Annotated in this window: 9 protein-coding genes; 6 read left to right on the top strand and 3 right to left on the bottom strand. The window is 68.6% G+C overall.

Features of this window, described 5'->3' with window-relative positions; genetic code table 11:
- Nucleotides 1-6 precede the first annotated feature (6 nt).
- From cobO to T8K17_RS20135, 4 genes are all read left to right on the top strand, one after another.
- Nucleotides 7-627 (top strand): cob(I)yrinic acid a,c-diamide adenosyltransferase, encoded by a 621-nt coding sequence (gene cobO / locus T8K17_RS20150; protein ID WP_322331520.1) that lies wholly within the window; start codon nucleotides 7-9, stop codon nucleotides 625-627.
- 90 nt (nucleotides 628-717) lie between these two features.
- Nucleotides 718-1,251 (top strand): hypothetical protein, encoded by a 534-nt coding sequence (locus T8K17_RS20145; RefSeq protein ID WP_322331519.1) that lies wholly within the window; start codon nucleotides 718-720, stop codon nucleotides 1,249-1,251.
- 238 nt (nucleotides 1,252-1,489) lie between these two features.
- Nucleotides 1,490-2,155: an OmpW family protein gene (locus T8K17_RS20140; protein ID WP_322331518.1), complete on the top strand. Its 666-nt coding sequence runs from the start codon at nucleotides 1,490-1,492 to the stop codon at nucleotides 2,153-2,155.
- Between the two features lie 255 nt (nucleotides 2,156-2,410).
- Complete coding sequence (locus T8K17_RS20135; protein ID WP_322331517.1) at nucleotides 2,411-13,264, top strand: hypothetical protein; 10,854 nt, start codon at nucleotides 2,411-2,413, stop codon at nucleotides 13,262-13,264.
- A 314-nt stretch (nucleotides 13,265-13,578) separates the two neighbouring features.
- On the opposite strand, the gene T8K17_RS20130 is transcribed toward T8K17_RS20135, so the two are convergent.
- Genes T8K17_RS20130 through T8K17_RS20120 form a run of 3 tightly spaced genes read right to left on the bottom strand, consistent with a single transcriptional unit; the run spans nucleotide 13,579 to nucleotide 18,793 of the window.
- On the bottom strand, nucleotides 13,579-14,937 hold the full coding sequence (locus T8K17_RS20130) for an HlyD family type I secretion periplasmic adaptor subunit (protein WP_322331516.1): 1,359 nt from the start codon (nucleotides 14,935-14,937) through the stop codon (nucleotides 13,579-13,581).
- Nucleotides 14,934-17,069, bottom strand: a complete 2,136-nt coding sequence (locus tag T8K17_RS20125) for a peptidase domain-containing ABC transporter (RefSeq protein WP_322331515.1) — start codon at nucleotides 17,067-17,069, stop codon at nucleotides 14,934-14,936. Before T8K17_RS20125 ends, T8K17_RS20130 begins: the two co-directional genes overlap by 4 nt.
- Entirely contained in the window at nucleotides 17,066-18,793 is a 1,728-nt protein-coding gene (locus tag T8K17_RS20120; RefSeq protein WP_322331514.1) for a peptidase domain-containing ABC transporter, read from the bottom strand. The genes T8K17_RS20125 and T8K17_RS20120 overlap by 4 nt, the downstream gene beginning before the upstream one ends.
- 391 nt (nucleotides 18,794-19,184) lie before the next feature.
- Between T8K17_RS20120 and T8K17_RS20115 the strand changes: the two genes are divergently transcribed.
- Nucleotides 19,185-20,486 carry an FAD-dependent thymidylate synthase gene (locus T8K17_RS20115; protein WP_322331513.1) on the top strand — a complete coding sequence of 434 codons (1,302 nt, stop codon included), beginning with the start codon at nucleotides 19,185-19,187 and terminating at the stop codon, nucleotides 20,484-20,486.
- A 98-nt stretch (nucleotides 20,487-20,584) separates the two neighbouring features.
- Complete coding sequence (locus T8K17_RS20110; RefSeq protein ID WP_322331512.1) at nucleotides 20,585-21,721, top strand: SMP-30/gluconolactonase/LRE family protein; 1,137 nt, start codon at nucleotides 20,585-20,587, stop codon at nucleotides 21,719-21,721.
- Nucleotides 21,722-22,038 lie beyond the last annotated feature (317 nt).

Here is a 22,038-nt window from a genome sequence, read left to right as displayed (position 1 = left end):
CCCCCCATGACCGATACCGAGGAGTCCGCCCGGGCCGAGGCCCACCGCGCCGAGATGAAGCGGGTGCAGGCGGAGCACCGCGCCCGGATGAAGACCAAGCAGAAGGCCGAGCGCGGCCTGCTCGCCGTGCACACGGGCGACGGCAAGGGCAAGTCGACCGCCGCCTTCGGCACCATCATCCGCGCGCTCGGCTGGGGCCGGTCCGTGGGCATGGTGCAGTTCATCAAGGGCACCTGGAAGACCGGCGAGAACGAGTTCTTCAAACGCTTTCCCGACCTGCTGACCTTCAAGCGGATGGGCGACGGTTTCACCTGGGACACCCAGGACCGAGACCAGGATATCCGCGCCGCCAGGGTCGCCTGGGACGAGGCCCAGGCGATGTTCACCGGCGGCGACTACGACCTGGTGGTTCTGGACGAGCTGAACATCGCCCTGCGCTACGAATACCTGGCGGTGGACGAGGTGGTCGACGCGCTGGCCGGCCGGCATCCACGCACCACGGTGATCGTCACCGGCCGAAACGCGCCGGAAGCGCTGATCGAGTCGGCCGATCTGGTCACCGAGATGACCAAGGTGAAGCATCCCTTCGACGCGGGGATCAAGGCGGCGCCGGGCTTCGATTACTGAGCCCGCTGGGCCGTCATGTTTGCAAGTCGCGGAAATTCGGCGCAGAATCAGGCTCTCAGGCTCGCCTGATTACCGGCTGGAGGAACACCGATGGCCCGCGACCTGCGCCCAAAGCCGGGCGGCACTCCGCACACTCATCGCGTCGAGGAGGAGGCGGAGGACGATCCGTTCAATCCGGTCGACAACGAACCGAGCGAGCTCGACGACCTCACCCATGCCGAGTTCCTAGCGATCTATCGCGACGCCTCGGACAATATCCGCTTCGCCAAGGAGCAGATGTGGCGGTCGCTGCTGTACTTCACCGCCGGGGCCATCGCCGTCGCCGGCTACGGAGTGGTCACCAACTGGAGCGATCCGCAGCTTTCCCAGTACCTGCTGGTGATCGTCTGGCTGTGCAGTGTCCTGACCGTGCTGATCATCCTCAGCCTGCAATGGTGGCAATCGGCCGAGCATCAGAAGATCGCCTTCGTCACCGCGAAATGGTCGAGCTTCGCCACCGCCGCCCGGCGGCGTAAGTCGAAGGCGATGAGCGACGTGCAGCGCTACGGCATGCTGGCGGCGATGATCCTCTATCTGGAGCTCATCACCATCGCCGTGACCCGGATCTTCATGGTTCAGTACTAAAGGGCGTTGCGCGTCTTACCGGCCTTGCGCCGAGATCCAGACAGAGGGCCGCTGGATCGTCGGTTCCATCCGAGACCCGGCTTAGGCGGCCGATTTTCCCATCCGGCCGGCACCCTCTTACGCCGGCCCTAAAAATTTCCGGGGTTTCGATCACGAACTGTTGATCTGTGTCAAAGCCGGGGAGATCGGACAGGCGCAAGTAGCCGTCATCGAATGTCTCACCAGGAAAGAACGGATCATGAGTATCTCCGGGAAACTGACGGTCATGGCGGCCACCGCGGCGGTGGTGGGCGCTCTCACGGTGGCGGGCGGTAGCGCCCAGGCGCAGAGCTTCGACGAGTTCAAGCCGAAGTCGGCCGGCGATTTCGTCATCCGCGCCCGCGGCATCGCGATGGTGCCGGACGAGAGCACCTCCACCAGCGACATCGCCACCGGCGAGGGCGAGCTGACCAACGACTACGTTCCGGAAGTCGACTTCTCGTACTTCATCACCGACAACATCGCCGTGGAGCTGATCGCGGCGACCACCAAGCACGACCTGACCTGGAACAATCCGGACGTCGATCTGGGCTCGGTCTGGCTGCTGCCGCCGACCCTGACCGTGCAGTATCACTTCATGCCGAAGGAGCGCTTCAGCCCCTATATCGGCGCGGGCCTGAACTACACGCTGTTCTACAACGAGAAGTCGGGGGCGGCGCAGTCGATCTCCTACGACAACAGCATCGGCTACGCGCTGCAGGCCGGCTTCGACTACGCGATCTCCGGTCCGTGGTCGCTGAATGTCGACGTCAAGAAGGTCTTCCTCGACACCAAGGTGACCGCCGATCTCGGCGCCGGCCCGGTCAAGGTCGATGCGGACCTCAATCCCTGGGTATTCGGCGTGGGCGTCGGCTACCGCTTCTGATCCCCACCGAATTGAGGTGGACTGCGCGGCCCCGTCTTCCCGGACGGGGCCGCGTCGCGTCGGACGCCACCGTGGTGGACGGGCGGGGAAGGACTGCGGCGCTTTATGCATATGTATATATGCGTTTATGAATGAATACTTGGAATTGGGGTCTTTATCCTTGCTGAACGTGGGAGAACTCACGGCGGCGCGGGTAATTAGATTGTATTTTATCTAAAATGCAGTACTGTCCTCCCAGGTTTGGGGGGGACGAGCATGGCCGACGATAGACTGGACCAGGACGCCGAAGCGGGTACCGGCAACGGCGAACGCGGCTCGACTCAGGAATCGCCGCGGGGACAGCGTCCCGGCGCGAACGAGGGCGACTCGTCGGGCACCGGCGGCCAGGGAGACGATCCCCGATCGGCCGACGGCAACGTCCATCTCGGCTCCCAGCGCAACCCGGACACGTCCACCGTCGAGCAGACGGACCGGCGCACCGTCCAGAACGAGGATGTGAGCGTCCGCGAGGCCGAGGCACGGCGTACCGGCCGCGGCTCCGACTCCGAGCGACAGAACGAAAGCGGCGAGTCCCAGGCCCAGGGCGGCAACGACCAGGCACGCGGAGGACGCGACGGTGGCGAACGTGGCGGCGGCGATCGCGGCGAAGGCCGGATCGGCGGCAACGAGCGCGGCGCCCCGACCGGCGACGGACCGGCCGGCAGCGGCGGACAGCAGAATTCGGGCCAGAATACCGGCGCCGGCGATACCGGCGGCGTAGCCTCGGGGGCTGCAGGCTCCGGCGATCTGGCGGCCACCGCCTCGGGCCGGCCTGCGGCGGATGCCGGGGGCGGGGCGCAGCCTGACGGCGGCGAGTCCGCGAGCGGCGAGGCGCCGGCACAGCAGCCCGGCACCACCGAGGCCGGGGCCGGCAATGGCGGGGCGAGCGACGGCACGGGAGGCGGCGCCACCTCCGTCCTCGGCGGCGCGGCATCCGATGGGCTGGGCGGCGGGGCCGGCGGCGACGGTGCCGTCCAGGCTGGGCCGCAACAACGCGCTTCGGCCGGCTCTGAGGCGGATGCTCGGGACACCGGGGAGCCGGCGCGGGATACCACCGCCCGGCGGATCGACGGCGACTCCGGCTCGACGGCGGATGACGGCCGGATCGGCGGGACCAACGCGGGCACGGATGCGGCCATCGGCACCGGTACGAACGCGCGCAGCGGGACCACAGGCCAGCAGACCGGCGGCCAGACGGGATCCACCGGCACCACCTCGTCGGCGACAGAGTCCGCCGGGGACGCAGAGCCGGCGGCGACCACCCGGGGGACCAGCACCGAGGACGTGGTCGACGAGACCGGCACCAGCCCGCTCTCCGGCCCCGCCACGGACCCGACCGCTCCCCCCACCGGCGGCGCGGATACCGTGACGTCCGGCGAGGACACGACCTCCGGCGGCGCCGACACGGTCACCTCGGGCGAGGACACGACCTCCGGCGGCGCCGACACGGTCACCTCGGGCGAGGACACGACCTCCGGCGGCGCCGACACGGTCACCTCGGGCGAGGACACGACCTCCGGCGGCGCCGACACGGTGACGTCGGGCGAGGACACGACCTCCGGCGGTGCCGACACGGTGACCTCCGGCGAGGACACCACCTCCGGCGGTGCGGACACGGTGACGTCCGGCGAGGACACGACCTCCGGCGGCGCCGACACGGTGACGTCCGGCGAGGACACGACCTCCGGCGGCGCCGACACGGTGACGTCGGGTGAGGACAGGACCGCCGGCGGTGCTGACACGGTGACGTCGGGTGAGGACACGACCTCCGGCGGTGCCGACACGGTGACGTCGGGCGAAGACACGACCTCCGGCGGCGCTGACACCGTTTCGTCTGGTGAGGACACGACCAACGGCGGTGCGGACACAACTTCTGGTGGGGAGGACACGACCTCGGGCGGATCCGAGACGCCGGCCTCGGGCCATAACACACCCGGCGGCGGCACTGGCAGCGGCACCCAGGACGAGACCGTCACGGGCGGTGCCGGCCATGATTCAATCGAGACCGGCGCCGGCGACGACCGCATCTTGGCGGGTCAAGGCAACAACCGCGTCGATGCCGGGCGCGGCGATAACTTCGTCAGCGCCGGCTCGGGCAGCGACACGATCTCGGCTGGTTCTGGCGATGACACGATCCGCGCGGGTGACGGTAACAACGTCATCTCCGCCGGTCAGGGCGAAAACCAGATCACGGCCGGCTCCGGCTCCGACACCGTGCGGACGGGCAATGACGACGATTCCGTGCGGGCCGGCAACGGCAGCAACGACATCAATGTCGGCGGCGGCGACAACACCGTCAGTGCCGGCTCCGGTTCCGACCGGGTCACGGCAGGCTCCGGCGATGACCGTCTGGTCGTCGGCGACGGGCGCAACACGGTGGATGCCGGTTCGGGCGACAACTATGTGAGCGCCGGACGCGACAACGACGTGATCAGCGCCGAGGGCGGCGACGACACGATCTATGGCGGTGAGGGCTCGAACCGGTTCGAGGCTGGTTCCGGGGACAACTTCGTCAGCGCCGGATCTGGTTGGGACACGATCTCTACCGGGTCGGGGGACGACACGATCCGGGCGGGCGACGGCAACAACGTCATCTCCGCCGGCCAGGGCGAGAACCAGATCACGGCGGGCTCCGGCTCCGATACGGTGCGGACGGGGAACGACGACGATTCCGTGCGGGCCGGCAACGGCAGCAACGACATCAATGTCGGCGGCGGCGACAACACCGTCAGTGCCGGCTCCGGCTCCGACCGGGTGACGGCAGGCTCCGGGGACGATCGGCTGATCGTCGGCGACGGGCGCAACACCGTCGCTGCCGGCGATGGCGACAACTATGTGAGCGCCGGCCGCGACGGTGATGTCATTACTGCCGGCAGCGGCGACGACACGATCTACGGCGGCGACGGCTCGAACCGGGTCGAGGCTGGTTCGGGCGATAACGTCGTCAGCGCCGGATCTGGCTGGGACACGATCTCCGCCGGTTCTGGCGATGACACGATCCGGGCGGGTGACGGCAACAACAGCGTGGTCGCCGGGGACGGTGAGAACCTGATTTCATCGGGCACCGGCTCGGACACGATCCGCGCCGGCAAGGACGACGACACGGTGCGGGCCGGCAACGGCAACAACGACATCGATGTCGGCCGAGGCGACAACGAAGTGACCGGTGGCTCCGGTTCCGACCGGGTGACGGCAGGCTCCGGGGACGATCGGCTGATCGTCGGCGACGGTCGCAACACCGTCGCTGCCGGGGACGGCGACAACTATGTGAGCGCCGGACGGGACGGTGACGTCATTACTGCCGACGGCGGCGACGACACGATCTATGGCGGCGACGGCTCGAACCGGGTGGAAGCGGGGGGAGGCGACAACCTGCTGTCGGTCGGCTCGGGCAGCGACACGATCTCTGCGGGTTCGGGCGACGACACGATCCGGGCGGGCGACGGTAACAACGTCATCTCCGCCGGTCAGGGCGAGAACCAGATCACGGCAGGCTCCGGCTCCGATACGGTCCGGACGGGCAACGACGACGATTTCGTGCAGGCCGGCAATGGCAGCAACGACATCGATGTCGGTGGCGGCGACAACACGGTCAGTGCCGGTTCGGGCTACGACCGGGTGACGGCAGGCTCCGGCGACGACCGCCTGGTCGTCGGCGATGGGCGCAACACGGTGGATGCCGGTTCCGGCAACAACTATGTGAGCGCCGGCCGTGACAACGACGTCATCAGCGCCGAGGGCGGCGACGACACGATCTATGGCGGCGACGGCTCGAACCGGGTGGAAGCGGGGGGAGGCGACAACCTGCTGTCGGTCGGCTCGGGCAGCGACACGATCTCTGCGGGTTCGGGCGACGACACGATCCGGGCGGGCGACGGTAACAACGTCATCTCCGCCGGTCAGGGCGAGAACCAGATCACGGCAGGCTCCGGTTCCGACACGGTGCGGACGGGCAACGACGACGATTTCGTGCAGGCCGGCAATGGCAGCAACGACATCGATGTCGGTGGCGGCGACAACACGGTCAGTGCCGGTTCGGGCTACGACCGGGTGACGGCAGGCTCCGGCGACGACCGCCTGGTCGTCGGCGATGGGCGCAACACGGTGGATGCCGGTTCCGGCAACAACTCTGTGAGCGCCGGCCGCGACAACGACGTGATCAGCGCCGAGGGCGGCGACGACACGATCTACGGCGGCGACGGCTCGAACCGGGTCGAGGCCGGAGGCGGCGACAACCTGCTGTCTGCCGGCTCGGGCAGCGACACGATCTCCGCCGGGTCGGGGGACGACACGATCCGGGCTGGCGACGGTAACAACGTCATCTCCGCCGGTCAGGGCGAGAACCAGATCACGGCCGGATCGGGTTCCGACACGGTGCGGACGGGCAACGACGACGATTACGTGCAGGCCGGCAATGGCAGCAACGACATCGATGTCGGCGGCGGCGACAACACGGTCAGTGCCGGGTCAGGCTACGACCGGGTGACGGCCGGATCGGGCGACGACCGTCTGGTTGTCGGCGACGGACGCAACACGGTGGATGCCGGTTCCGGCGACAACTCTGTGAGCGCCGGACGCGACAACGACGTGATCAGCGCCGAGGGCGGCGACGACACGATCTACGGCGGCGATGGCTCGAACCGGGTTGAGGCTGGAGGCGGTGACAACCTGCTCTCTGTCGGCTCGGGCAGCGACACGATCTCTGCCGGGTCGGGCGACGACACGATCCGCGCAGGCGACGGCAACAACGTCATCTCCGCCGGTCAGGGCGAGAACCAGATCACGGCGGGGTCGGGTTCCGACACGGTGCGGACTGGGAACGACGACGATTCCGTGCAGGCCGGCAATGGCAGCAACGACATCGATGTCGGCCGAGGCGACAACGAGGTGACCGCCGGCTCCGGTTCCGACCGGGTGACGGCAGGCTCCGGCGACGACCGTCTGGTCGTCGGCGACGGTCGCAATACCGTCGCTGCCGGCGATGGCGACAACTATGTGAGCGCCGGACGGGACGGTGACGTCATTACTGCCGGCAGCGGTGACGACACGATCTATGGCGGCGAGGGCGCGAACCGGGTGGAAGCGGGGGGCGGCGACAACCTGCTGTCGGCCGGCTCTGGCTGGGACACGATCTCGGCGGGCTCGGGCGATGACACGATCCGGGCGGGCGACGGCAACAACAGCGTCGTCGCCGGGGACGGCGAGAACCTGATCTCGTCGGGCACCGGCTCGGACACGATCCGCGCCGGCAAGGACGACGACACGGTGCGGGCCGGGAACGGCAACAACGACATCGATGTCGGCAGGGGCGACAACGAGGTGACTGCCGGTTCGGGCTACGACCGGGTGACGGCAGGCTCCGGCGACGACCGTCTGGTGGTCGGCGACGGGCGCAACACGGTGGATGCCGGCGACGGCAACAACTATGTGAGCGCCGGCCGCGACAACGACGTGATCAGCGCCGGCAGCGGCGACGACACGATCTATGGCGGCGACGGCTCGAACCGGGTCGAGGCTGGAGGCGGTGACAACCTGCTCTCTGTCGGCTCGGGCAGCGACACCATCTCTGCCGGGTCGGGGGACGACACGATCCGCGCGGGTGACGGCAACAATGTCATCTCCGCCGGCCAGGGCGAGAACCAGATCACGGCAGGCTCCGGCGCCGATACGGTGCGGACGGGCAACGAGGACGATTCCGTGCGGGCCGGCAACGGCAGCAACGACATCGATGTCGGCGGTGGCGATAACACGGTCAGTACCGGCTCCGGCTCCGACCGGGTGACGGCCGGATCGGGCGACGACCGTCTGGTTGTCGGCGACGGACGCAACACGGTGGATGCCGGTTCCGGCGACAACTCTGTGAGCGCCGGACGCGACAACGACGTGATCAGCGCCGAGGGCGGCGACGACACGATCTACGGCGGCGATGGCTCGAACCGGGTTGAGGCTGGAGGCGGTGACAACCTGCTCTCTGTCGGCTCGGGCAGCGACACGATCTCTGCCGGGTCGGGCGACGACACGATCCGCGCAGGCGACGGCAACAACGTCATCTCCGCCGGTCAGGGCGAGAACCAGATCACGGCGGGGTCGGGTTCCGACACGGTGCGGACTGGGAACGACGACGATTCCGTGCAGGCCGGCAATGGTAACAACGACATCGATGTCGGCCGAGGCGATAACGAGGTGACCGCCGGCTCCGGTTCCGACCGGGTCACGGCAGGCTCCGGGGACGATCGGCTGATCGTCGGCGACGGTCGCAACACCGTCGCTGCCGGCGATGGCGACAACTATGTGAGCGCCGGACGGGACAGTGACGTCATTACTGCCGGCAGCGGTGACGACACGATCTATGGCGGCGAGGGCGCGAACCGGGTGGAAGCGGGGGGCGGCGACAACCTGCTGTCTGCTGGCTCGGGCAGCGACACGATCTCGTCGGGTTCTGGCGACGACACGATCCGGGCTGGCGACGGCAACAACAGCGTGGTCGCCGGGGACGGCGAGAACCTGATTTCGTCCGGCACCGGGTCGGACACGATCCGCGCCGGCAAGGACGACGACACGGTGCGGGCCGGCAACGGCAACAACGACATCGATGTCGGCCGAGGCGACAACGAGGTGACTGCCGGTTCGGGCTACGACCGGGTGACGGCAGGCTCCGGCGACGACCGTCTGGTGGTCGGCGACGGGCGCAACACGGTGGATGCCGGCGACGGCGACAACTATGTGAGCGCCGGACGGGACGACGACGTCATCTCCTCCGGGTCCGGCGACGACACGATCTATGGCGGCGACGGCTCGAACCGGGTCGAGGCTGGTTCGGGCGATAACTTCGTCAGCGCCGGATCCGGCTGGGACACGATCTCGGCGGGTTCTGGCGATGACACGATCCGGGCGGGCGACGGCAACAACAGCGTCGTCGCCGGGGACGGCGAGAACCTGATCTCGTCGGGCACCGGCTCGGATACGATCCGCGCCGGCAAGGACGACGACACGGTGCGGGCAGGGTCCGGCAACAACGACATCGATGTCGGCCGAGGCGACAACGAGGTGACCGCCGGCTCCGGTTCCGACCGGGTGACGGCAGGCTCCGGCGACGACCGTCTGGTCGTCGGCGACGGTCGCAATACCGTCGCTGCCGGCGATGGCGACAACTATGTGAGCGCCGGACGGGACGGTGACGTCATTACTGCCGGCAGCGGTGACGACACGATCTATGGCGGCGAGGGCGCGAACCGGGTGGAAGCGGGGGGCGGCGACAACCTGCTGTCGGCCGGCTCTGGCTGGGACACGATCTCGGCGGGCTCGGGCGATGACACGATCCGGGCGGGCGACGGCAACAACAGCGTCGTCGCCGGGGACGGCGAGAACCTGATCTCGTCGGGCACCGGCTCGGACACGATCCGCGCCGGCAAGGACGACGACACGGTGCGGGCCGGGAACGGCAACAACGACATCGATGTCGGCAGGGGCGACAACGAGGTGACCGCCGGCTCCGGTTCCGACCGGGTGACGGCCGGGTCGGGCGACGACCGTCTGGTCGTCGGCGACGGGCGCAACACGGTGGATGCCGGCGACGGCGACAACTATGTGAGCGCCGGACGGGACGACGACGTCATCTCCTCCGGGTCAGGCGACGACACGATCTATGGCGCCGGCGGCTCCAACCGGATCGATGCCGGGTCCGGCGATGATTTCGTCAGCGCGGCGGGGGGATCGGACACGGTCTCCGCCGGCTCGGGCGACGACACGATTCGGGTCGGGGACGGCAACAACAGCGTGGCGGCGGGCAGCGGCGACGACAGCGTCAGCACCGGCTCCGGCCGCGACACCCTGTCCGGCGGCGACGGCAACGACCTGCTGCGCGCGGGCAATGGCGACAACCAGGTCGAGGGCGGATCGGGCCACGACACGATCAGCGCCGGAAGCGGCCGCGACGCGTTGTCCGGCGGTGCCGGCAACGACCGGATCCTCGCCGGTGACGGCAACGACACGGTGGCCGGCGGCTCTGGCGCGGATACTGTGGATCTCGGCGCCGGGAACGACGTCGGGGTCTTCGATGTCGACGCCAACCGCAATACGAACGGCACCGACAGCTATCAGGGCGGGTCGGGGCGCGACACCCTGCGGGTGGAGGTCTCCTCCGATCGCCTGGAGGGGAATGCAGGCGACGATCTGTTCGCGCTGAAGGATCATTTCCAGGACATCCGCGACGGCCTGGCCGATTCCGAGACCAGCCGGAGCTTCGACGGGCTCGACCTCACCATCGACAGTTTCGAGGACGTCCAGTTCGTGGTCGACGGCGCGGTCGCCGACCTCAACCGCGGCCCGGTCGTCACCGGCGTGCAGCCGGTCAGCCTGTCCATCGGCGAGGACGGCGGGTTCGACGGCGCGACCGTCGGCGGCGGCCGCAACGCCTCCGATCTCGCTGTCGGCTCCGGCGCGGCCGACGGCAGTCCCGGCAGCATCGCACTGCTGTCCCAGGTGACCGTCAGCGATGCCGACCGCGAGGACAGCATCAGCCGCGCCGAAGTCAGGATCGAAAATCTGGGCGGGGCGGGCACGGTTACGGTCGGCACCGGGATCGGCGGGATCACCGCCTCGGTGGCGACCCAGGAGGATGGCAGCGTCGTCGTGACCTTCGAGGGCGACGCCCCGCCTTCGCGCTACACCGAGGCCCTGCGGTCGGTGTCGCTCAGCCTGTCGGAGACCCCGTCCGGCGACAGCGAGGCGCGCATCAGCGTCGTGGTGGAAGACGAGCACGGCGCCCGCAACGAGGCGGCCACGGCGGATCTCGCCATCGACGACGACCGGCCGGAACCGGTGGAGGGCGACGGCGCCGATACCCTGAGCGGCGGCGGGGCCCACGATACGCTGACGGGCGGTGCCGGTGCGGACACCCTGAGCGGCGGTGCGGGCGACGACACCCTGTCCGGTGGTGCCGGCAACGACACCGTCTCCGGCGATGCGGGCGGCGATACGCTGAGCGGCGGCGCTGGGAACGACAGCGTCTCCGGCGATGCGGGCGGCGACACGCTGAGCGGCGGTGCCGGCAACGACACCGTGTCCGGCGATGCGGGCGGTGACACGCTGAGCGGCGGCGCTGGCAACGACACCGTCTCCGGTGATGCGGGCGGCGACACGCTGAGCGGCGGTGCCGGCAACGACACCGTCTCCGGTGATGCGGGCGGCGACACGCTGAGCGGCGGGTCGGGCAACGACACCGTCTCCGGCGATGCTGGCGGCGACACGCTGAGCGGTGGTGCCGGCAACGACAGCGTCTCCGGCGATGCGGGCAGCGACACCCTGTCCGGTGGTGCCGGCAACGACACCGTCTCCGGCGATGCCGGAGCCGATACCCTCACCGGGGGCGCGGGGAACGACACGCTCTCCGGCGATGCGGGAGAGGACTCGCCGGCGCCGCAGGAGGACGGCAACGATCTTCTGGTCGGCGGCAACGGATCCGACCGGCTCTACGGCGGGTCCGGCGCCGACACGCTCTATGGCGGCGAGAACGACGATTATCTCGACGGCGGGTCGGGCGCGGACACCATGATCGGCGGCAACGGCCGCGACACGTTCATGGCCACCGATGGCGACCGGATCACCGACTACGAAACCCAGGACGTCGTCCGCATCAACGCCAGCGTCGGCGGCGACAATGTCGTCCTGAACTCAAATGGGACCACCACCGAGGTCAGCATCGATCTCGACGGCGACGGTCAGGGCGACGGGGCCTTCTCCCTGGACGGCGATTTCGCGTCGGTCACGACCTCCACCAACGGAGAGACGACGGACCTGAGATTCGGTGCGGGCCCGAACGGAGCCGGCAACGGGTCCGGGGGTGCCGACTATGTCGACACCGGCTCCTCGAACAATGGCGCAGGCGGTAGCGGATCCGACGAGGAGATCGCCCGCGAGCGCTTCTCGTCCGGCCGCGGCGGGGGCCGGGGCGGGATCGTCTCGGGTGCGGCCCCTGTCGGTCCGGCCCCGCAGGCCGGCAACGAAGGCGAGCGGCTGAACGGCAGCCACGGCAACGACCTGCTCTCGGGCGGATCCGGTGACGACACGCTGAACGGCGGCAACGGCAGCGACACGCTGTCCGGCGGTGCCGGCAACGACTCGCTCGACGGCAGCCACGAGGCGGACTCGCTCCAGGGCGGCGCGGGCGACGACACTCTCAAAGGCGGCAACGGCCTCGATACGCTCTCCGGCGGTGCCGGGAACGACCGGTTGGAGGGTAGCCACGATGCCGACCTGCTCGACGGTGGGGCGGGCAACGACACCCTGTCCGGCGGCAACGGCCTCGACACGCTCTCCGGCGGTGCCGGCGACGACAAGCTCGAGGGCAGCCACGACGCCGACCGGCTGGACGGCGGGGCGGGCAACGACACGCTGTCCGGTGGTAACGGTCTCGACACGCTTTCCGGCGGGGCCGGCGACGACAAGCTTGAGGGCAGCAACGACGCCGACCGGCTGGATGGCGGGGCGGGCAACGACACGCTGTCCGGCGGCAACGGCCTCGACACGCTTTCCGGCGGGGCCGGCAACGACCGGCTGGAGGGCAGCCAGGACGCCGACCAGCTCGACGGCGGGGAGGGTAACGACACGCTGTCCGGCGGCAACGGGGCCGACACCCTTTCCGGCGGGGCGGGCGACGACTTCCTTGACGGCAGCAACGACAGCGACCAGATGGTCGGCGGCGACGGGAACGATACCCTGTCGGCCGGGAACGGCCGGGATACGGTCGCCGGCGGCGACGGCGACGACACGCTGATCGGCGGCAATGACGACGATGTGCTCTATGGCGGTGACGGCGCCGACGAGGACGCGGCCCTGTTCGCCGAGGTCGAATCCGGCGGCGCGGAGCAGAGCCAGGACTGGGTCTCGCTCAGCGAGGATGCCGGCGGCGATACGATCACCGATGGTGGCGAGGGCGCCGGCGCCGGGGAGAGCGGCGATGGCGCTGGCGACGGCTGGAACGACGGCGATAGCGGCGGCGGAGATACCGGCGGCGGGACGCCCGCCGGCGAGGATCTCGACGACAACATGCAGGTCGCCGGCTTTGGGTGAGGCTTCTCTACGGGCACGGACGGCGTCCCGGCTCCCTGCCGGGACCGCCGGGCGTAGACGCGGCGTCGATGAGATCCGGCGGGCCCGGCACGCGGTGCTCCGGTCCCGGCCCAGGGCCGGGGATCGGACGTGGCCGGTCGCGGGCGCAATAATCCTTGGACACTTCTCGGCCTTGTGCCCGGATCCACGTTGGAACGCGCTTCTTCTTTAAACGCGGTTTCCCGCCCTCCGGGCTGGGGATGGCCGGGCCCCTGCCCAGGGAGCAGTTCCCGAAGGAGAAAACCGGAAAGGCGCGGCGACCTTTCCGGCCGCCTTTACCGCTCCGTAAACCCGATCTGGAAGGCGCGGGTGATCGGCTTGGCCAGGTAATCCAGCAGGGTGCGGTCGGAGGTGCGGATATCCGCCTGCACGATCATGCCCGGCAGGATCATGTGCTTGCCGGCCTCCTCGCCGAAATGGTTGCGGTCCAGCCGGATCACCACCGTGTAGAAGCTGGCGCCGGTGCCGGATGCGACCGTGGTCGGTGAGATCCGCTCCACTTTGCCCGGCATGCCGCCGAACTGGGCGAAGTCATAGGCGGTGACCCGCACCGTGGCCTCCTGGCCCGGAGAGACGAAGGCCACGTCCTTCGGGTTCAGCAGCACTTCCACCACGTTCTCGTCGTCGATCGGCACGATCTGCGCGACCGCGGCTCCGGGCGCGATCACCGAACCGGGTGCGCTCACGGTAAGGTCCTGGACCACGCCGCGGATCGGCGACTTGATGTCGAGCCGGGCGAAGCGGTCCTCGAACCGGCTGATCGATTCCGCCACCTCGGCCCGCTCGGCGGAGATCGTGGTGATCTCCGACAGCGCCTGGTTGTCGTTGGTGCTCTCGAACGACACCCGCCGGGCCTCGATCTCGGCGATCTCTTGGCGGTTGCGGGCGATCAGCCCTTCCAGCTGCACAAGCTGGCCGCGGGTACGGTTCAGGTCGCGCAGCACGTCCAGATAGGTGAAGCGCCGGGTCAGCCCCTTGTCCAACAGCTCCTTGCGCAGCCGCTCCTCCTCCTCGATCAGCTTGATGCTGTCCTCGATGGTCTTGCGCTGGGAGAGCAGGGTGGTGAGCTGGATGTTCTGGTCCTTCAGCTGCTCGTCGAAGAGCTGCATCCGGTCCTTCGAGGTCGCCCGGCTGGCCGCCAGGAGCTCGCTCTGCTCCTTGGTCAGTTCGGGATAGGTCGCGCGCCAGGGCGAGAAGTCGGGTTCGCGGTCCTGGATCTGGGCATAGAGTCGCTCCAGCCGGGCCGCCAGGGAGGCCTCGCGGGTGCGGAGCTGCCGCAGTTCGGAGCCGGCGCCCGTACCGCTCATCTTGATCACGGTCTGGCCGGGCTCGACGATGTCGCCGGGCCGCACCAGCACCTGTTCGACGAGCCCGCCTTCCAGGTGCTGCAGCACGGTGACGTTGGAGGACGGGATCACCTTGCCGTCGGCCCGCGCCACCTGGTCGAGCCGGGCCATCGCCGCCCAGACGATCGCGCCGGCGACGGCGAACGCCAGCAGCAGGATCGTCAGCCGGATCAGCCGCGGCGAACTGCTCTCCTCCAGGTGGATCGACTGGGCGAGATAGGAGGTGCGGCGCACGGCTGGCGTGCCGGCGGCACGTCCGGGACGCGGGGAGACGGTGATATTGCTCATGGGTTCTGCATCCCGGAGATCGTCAGGGAGTCGCGCTTCGCCTCGGTGAGACGCCCCTGGTTGAGCTCGAAAACGCGGTCGGCCAGGCGCATGGCGCTCGGACGGTGCGTCACGAAGAAGATGGTGCGCTGGCCCTTCAAGGCCTGCAGCTCGCGGGTCAGGGCGGCGTCGCCGGCGTCGTCGAGATTCTGGGCCGGCTCGTCCAGCAGCATGACCGGGCTGTCCTTCAGCCAGATCCTGGCGAGGGAGAGTTTCTGGCGGAAGCTCTCCGACAGGCTGACGCTCTTTTCGTCGCCGATGACCGTTTCGAAGGCGTCGGGCAGGCTCTCCACCTCGTCCAGCACGCCGGCCCGGTCGCAGGCGTCGCGCAGCGCCTGGAACGGGGCATCGGGACGGGCGAGGCGCAGATTTTGGGCGATCGTGCCGTGGAACAGGTCGGTGCTCTGGGACAGGTAGCCGATATTGCGGCGATGCTCGACCGCCCCGAGATGGCGCATCTCCACCCCGCCGAAGGAAATCGTGCCCGCCTGCGGCTTAAGCAGTCCGGCCATGACCTTGAGCAGGGTCGATTTTCCCGATCCGCTCGGCCCGACCAGCGCCACCATCTCGCCCGGCTTCACGTCCAGGGAGACGGCGAGCAGGGCGGGATCGGCCTCCTGGTTGTAGCGCACAGAGACCCGGCGCACGGCGATGTTGGAGGTGAACCGGTGATCGGACACCCGGGCATCGGTCGAACTGTCTTCGGACTTGGCGCGCATCAGCCGGTCGACCTGGGCGATGGTGCCCCGCATCTGCACCAGCCGCGGCAGGCTCTGGCAGCCGACCTGGGCCGGGACCAGAATACGCCAGACCAGGGCCATGGAGGCGACCAGGGCGCCGGTCGTCATGCGCTGGTCGATGACCGCCTCGGCGCCGAAGAAGAGGGTCATCAGCCCGGTCGCCATCAGCACGCCGTGCAGCAGCGACTGCAGGACCGTGTTCAGCCGCGCCGCCCGGTTGCGCTCCAGCGCGGTGCGGGCGGACAGCGGGCGCAGGCGGTCCATGAAGGCGGTGCCGAGCACCGTGGCCCGGATGCTGCGCTGTTTGGAGATCACTTCGGTCGCCACCTGGTCGCGGGCCGCCCGGGCCGCCGCGGCGTTGCGCTCCGCCCGTTGGATCGCCGGGACGAACAGCGCGCCGACGAAGCCGATGGTCACCAGGCCGAGCAGCGGCACGACCACGATCGGCTGGGCGATCAGCGCGATCACCAGGATCGAGGTGACGATCAGCGGAATCTCAAGGATCAGGGTCATGACCGGCGAGTTCATGACATCCCGCAGACCCTGGAAGTTGCGGAACCGGGCGAGCTGGGTGCCGAGCGTGTTGCCCTCGGCGCCGCTGGGCGGCAGGGAGAGGATCTTGCGGAACACTTCGGTCGACAGCAGGAAGTCGATGCGTCCGGCGACATGGGCGACCGAGGCGCCGCGGATCTGGCGCAGGCAGAAATCGACGAACAGGGCCAGCGCCACCCCCGGCAGCAGCCAGTAGAGGCTGGCCGGCGAGGCGGCCGGGATGACGCTGTCGTACACGGTCATCACGAAGATCGGCACGATCACGCCGAACAGGGAGCCGATCACGCTGGTGATCGCCACCATGGTGATTTCGCGCCGGAAGCGGCGGAACAAGGTGCCGACGAAGGAGGTGTCCGGCGTGGCGGACTCGTCTTCCGGCTGGTCGCGGGCGAAGGTGTAGTAGTAGCCGATCACCTTGGCCGCGCGGAACCGCACCACCTCGCGGGTCCGGCTGTCGAAGGCGGTGACCTCGCCGCCGACGCGGGTCAGGATCACCAGCGGCACGCCGGTCTCCGACACGAAGAGGCACGGCGTCAGGCGCCCGTCGATATCGGCGGCCCGGCCCTTATGCCGCACGCTCACATAGCCGAGTTCGGCCAGGACGTTGCGGAAGTCGATCAGGTCGATGCGTTCGGCCACATGGGGCAGGGCGCGCAGCAGCTTGTCGGGATCCGGGACCCAGCCGAGCGCGGTGAGCAGCGGCATCAGGCAGGACGCGAAGTCCGAGGCCAGTTCGAACCGGCCCATCTCCTCCTGGCGCAGCGCCTCGGCGAGTCCGTCGCGGATGGTCATGGTGCTCATGCCCCGCCTCCGCCGTTCACCACCCGAAGTTCGGCATGCACGTCCACCGGCGCCGTCTCCCCGTCCTCTCCGACGGCCTGCGGATCGGCGCCGATGGTGATCTCGCGATGGGCCAGCGCCTGGAAGGACGGGCGCGGGGTCGCCATCAGGATGGTGGTGCTGGTCTGCCGGCGGGCAAGGGCGGCGCGGAACCGGTCGTCCGCATCGCGGTCCAGGTTCGAGTTGCACTCGTCCATCAGCAGGATGTCGGGCTGCCGCGCCAGCGCCCGCACGATCGGGATCTGCTGGCGGATCGAGGCCGGCAGGGTGTCGCCCGCACCGGCCCGTATCTCGGTCTGGAAGCCCATGGGCAGCTTGGAGACCGCCTCCGTCAGGCCCAGTTCCTCGGCCACATCCTCGACCTCGGCGATATGATCCGGCGACGGATCGAAGCCGGTGATGTTGTCGAAGATCGTGCCTTCGAACAACGACGGGTTCGGGCCGAGATAGGCGATGCGCGAGCGCAGCCACTCGTCGTCGAACGCTTCGGCCTCGATGTTGTCGTAGAGAACCGACCCCCTGTCAGGCAGCAGGATATGGGCGGCCAGGGCCAGGAGGGTGGACTTCCCGCTCCAGTTCCCCCGGGTGCTGATCAGCACGGTCTCGGCGGCGTCGACCGCCAGGGTCAGGTTCTCGAAGACGGGGCGGCCGTTGGAATAGCTGAAGGTCACGTCGCGGAACTCCAGCGCGCCGTGCAGCGAGTCCCGCACGATGCCGCCGCCGCTGTCGATGGTCGGCATGGCGGCCAGTTCCTTGATGCGCTGCTTGGCGATGCGCACGGACTGATACTGGCTCCACAGCATCGAGGCCCGGTTCAGCGGCTGCAGCGCCCGGCCGGTCAGCAGCATGCAGGCCGCGATTCCGCCGATGGTCATGCTGCCGTTGATCACGGCGAGGCTGCCGGCGGCGACGATGGCGATCTGGGCCGCCTGGGTCACCAGATTGGTCAGCGCCTGGGCGGAGATGCTGCCCTGGATCAGGTTGGCCGTGATCGTCGCGCTCGACTCCATCACCCGCTCGTAGCGCCGCTTCATCAGCGGCTCCATGGCGTAGGACTTGATGGTCGACACCCCGCTCAGCACTTCCATCAGGAAGTTTGACTGGGCGGAGTTGTTCGCCTGGCGCGCCTCCATCCGGCTGCGCACGGTGAGGCCGCTGAGGATCGCGGCGACGGCGGTGAAGCCGACGAAGGCCAGCAGCACGAAGCCGAGCGGTCCGCCGATCAGAAAGACCAGGGCGACGAACAGGATGAAGAACGGGAAATCGACGATGAGCTGGGGCAGGTAGCCGGCCCGGGACTCCCGGATCGCGTCGATGGCGGCCAGCCGCTCCAGGTGCATGGCGGTGGATTCCGCCTGGAAGCTGCGCGGGTCGGCGGCGAAGACCTTCTCCATGACGCCGAGAAACGCCCGATGGCTATAGCGGGCGGCCCGATGGCTGACGATGGCGCCGCGGGCGATGCGGATGGCGACGTCGATCGCGATGGCGCCGAGCACGCCGACGGTCAGCAGGCTGAGCGTATACTCCGACGCGTTCGGCAGCACCCGGTCGTAGATGATCAGGATCGCGATCGGCAGCCCGGTGGCCATGAGATTGGAGATGAGCGACGCCAGCACGATGGACGGTGTCGCCGCACTCGGAATCCTCTCGATATCCTTTGCGAATCCTGCCTCGCCAGCGCCCATCATTGTGTTCCAGCATCCCCCACCAGTGTCGAAGTCATACCGCAAATCAAAGTGAATTGAACTAATTCTTATGCAATTGCCCTGGTTTCTCTGTGTGTATTCGTTTTCGGTCGATTTCGGTCCTGAGCGTTGGGGCGAGTCCGCTGCCTTCCAATCTCGGGGACGACCTCGTGCTGAAACCGGGTTGGGCGGCACCCGCCTCGCCCCGCCTCAGTCGATTCGCCGACCTGCGTTGCGACCCGAAGGTTGGGAAGGGGGCGGCGAGACGGGCGACAGGGGAGGCCATCTACGAGTGGGGTGCGCGTCGTGATCCGCCGCTATATATTGCGGATCGGATCGGTCGGCGGCCTACCGATCCTGTTGCACGTGGGGCCGCGCGAGGATTTCGGAAATGCGGATCGTGATCGAGGACGGCGTGGCGCCGGAGGCGAATGCCATGCTTCAGGCGCTGTACAGCCGGTCGGCGTCGAGCGTCGTCGACCATCTCGCCCGCGTCCAGGAGCGCGGCTTCCGCAAATTCATGGAAAGCTACTATGTCGGCTACGGCCATGAATCGATCGGCGACTGTGGCTTCACCACCATCTTCATCGAGAATGTGTCCATTCTGACCTGCAAGGCGGTGCAGGACACGCCGCTCTATTTCGGTCAGGAGACCTCGACCCGCTACCTCGACTTCTCCGCCCAGGGGCACAGCGATCCGGTGGGCAGCGCCGGGTCCGAGGCGATCATCCGCGGCTGGCTCGACCTCTACGCCCAGGTCAATGCCGAGACCCTGGCGGAGCTGACCGCCACCCAGCCCTGTCCGGAAGGGGTGAAGGAAGGGGTCTGGGCCAAGACCCTGGAGGCCCGGGCCTTCGACATCGCCCGCGGCTTCCTGCCGGCCGGAATCCACTCCCAGCTCTCCTGGACCACCAACCTGCGCCAGGCCGCCGATCACCTGCGCGACCTCGCGGTGCATCCGCTGGCGGAGACCCGCGACGTGGCGGCCAAGATCCTGGCCGAGCTGAAGGAGAAGTATCCGGGCTCGTTCAGCCACAAGGACTACCCGGCCCAGTCCGCCTACCGGGCGATGACCGCCGGCGGCGATGCGTACTACCGGGGACAGCCCGACCATCCGGCCTTCGCCTATGTCTGCACCGCCGATCGCGAGGGCATCGACCTGCTGGACCGTCGGATCTTCACCGACCGGCCGAAATACGAGCCGCTGCCGCGCCGGGCCGGCTCCTACGCCTCCTTCGAGTGCCAGTTCCTGATGGATTTCGGGTCCTTCCGCGACATCCAGCGCCACCGCAACGGCTATTGCGAGATGCCGCTGCTGAGCTGGACCCACGGCTTCCACCCCTGGTATCTTGAGAGCCTGCCGGCGGCGACCCGTGTCTCGGTCGAGCCGCGGATGGCGGAGCTGCGGGCGGCGGCGGAGACGCTCGCCACCACCGATGAGGAGCGCCAGAACTACCTGCCGCTCGGCCTGCTGGTGCCGTGCCGGGTGGTCTACGATCTGCGGCAGATGGCCTATGTGGCCGAGCTGCGGTCGGGCAAGACGGTGCACGCCACCCTGCGCACGGTCGCCCACCGGATGCACGACGCGGTGAAGACCGAATTCCCCTTCGTCGCCCTGCACTGCGATCTCGAGGACAGTGCGCTCGATGCCAGGCGCGGAACCCAGGATATCAAGCCCGTCGCAAATTCCTGAACAACACGCAAAGATAGTGTACGCTCTCCCAGCCGGCTGTCCGACCGGTCCAAAGAACCGGCGGATGTCGGAATAACAAGAACCTTCGGGAGGACGACATGTTCAAGCGTGCAGCGCCGCCGTCGAGCGGACAACACCCTGACTCTGTTTCGAAATCCGCCTCCGACGGCTTCGATCGCCGAAAATTCCTGACCGCGGCGGCGGCCGTGGCGGCCACGACGGCGATGGCGCCGGACGCGTTCGCCCGCAACTTCGGGCCGAATGCCGACCCGGTGCGCTATCCCGAGCCCGACGTCATCGGCCTCGATCCGCGCTTCAAGTACAAGCTCGGCAACACCCCGATCCAGCGGCTCTACACCGGCACGCTCTGGGCCGAAGGGCCGGCGTGGAACGGGGTCGGCCGCTACTTGATCTGGAGCGACATCCCGAACAACGAACAGCTTCGCTGGGTCGAGGAGGAGGGACAGGTCACCCGCCGCTTCCGCTATCCCTCGGGCAATTCCAACGGCAACACCTTCGACTATCGCGGCCGGCAGATCGCCTGCGAGCACGGCAACCGCCGGGTGGTGCGCTACGAATACGACGGCTCGCTCACGGTGCTGGCCGACAGTTTCGAGGGCGGCGAGTTCAACGCCCCGAACGATGCGGTGGTGCATCCTGAGGACGGCTCGATCTGGTTCACCGATCCGGGCTATGGCGGGCTGATGGAATACGAGGGCAACCGGCTCGACACCGGCTCCGTCCAGCCGAACCGCAAGGAGGCGGTGTACCGCATCGACGCCAATTCCGGCGCGATCACCAAGGTCGCCGACGAGCCGTTCAAGCCGAACGGCCTGTGCTTCTCCCACGACTACAAGAAGCTGTATGTCGCCGATACGGGCGTGTCCCACTATCCCGAGGCGAAGAGCCAGATCTGGCAGTACGACCTGAACGGCGACAAGCTCTCCAACCCGCGGACCTTCGCGAGCATGGAATGGGAAGGCCGCACCGGCTTCGCCGACGGCATCCGCTGCGACGAGGACGGCAACGTGTGGTCGAGCGCCGGCTGGGTCGGCGACGGCTATGACGGCGTGCATATCTTCGCCCCGAACGGCGACCGGATCGGCCAGATCAAGCTGCCGGAGATCTGCTCCAACCTCTGCTTCGGCGGCACCAAGCGGAACCGTCTGTTCATGACGGCGAGCCAGTCGATCTACGCGGTCTATGTGGAGACCCGCGGGGCGCATATCACCTGAGGGGAGTGGTCCGGAACGGTCCACGACGAAGGCACGCCCCGGCCTTGTGCCGGGGCGATCCCACAAACCCGCGTGGTGCTGCCGATGGTGCCCAGGCTTCGCCGCCCGCCACCGACCCTTGCCGTTACCCCGGCATAAGGCCAGAGAGTGAGGAGGCTCGGGAGACGGCGAGAGCGGCAGGTAAAGTGTTCTCCACCCACTTCCCCCTCAACACTCCCCGGCCTTGTGCCGGGGTGATCCCAAAAGCTCGTGTGGTGCTGCCCGATCATGCCCAGTTCTCGCCGCCAGTCGCCGACCCTGGCCGTTGCCCCGGCACA

The organism is Thalassobaculum sp. OXR-137, assembly GCF_034377285.1.
Lineage (GTDB): Bacteria > Pseudomonadota > Alphaproteobacteria > Thalassobaculales > Thalassobaculaceae > Thalassobaculum.
This window is presented reverse-complemented; position numbering and strand designations above follow the sequence as displayed.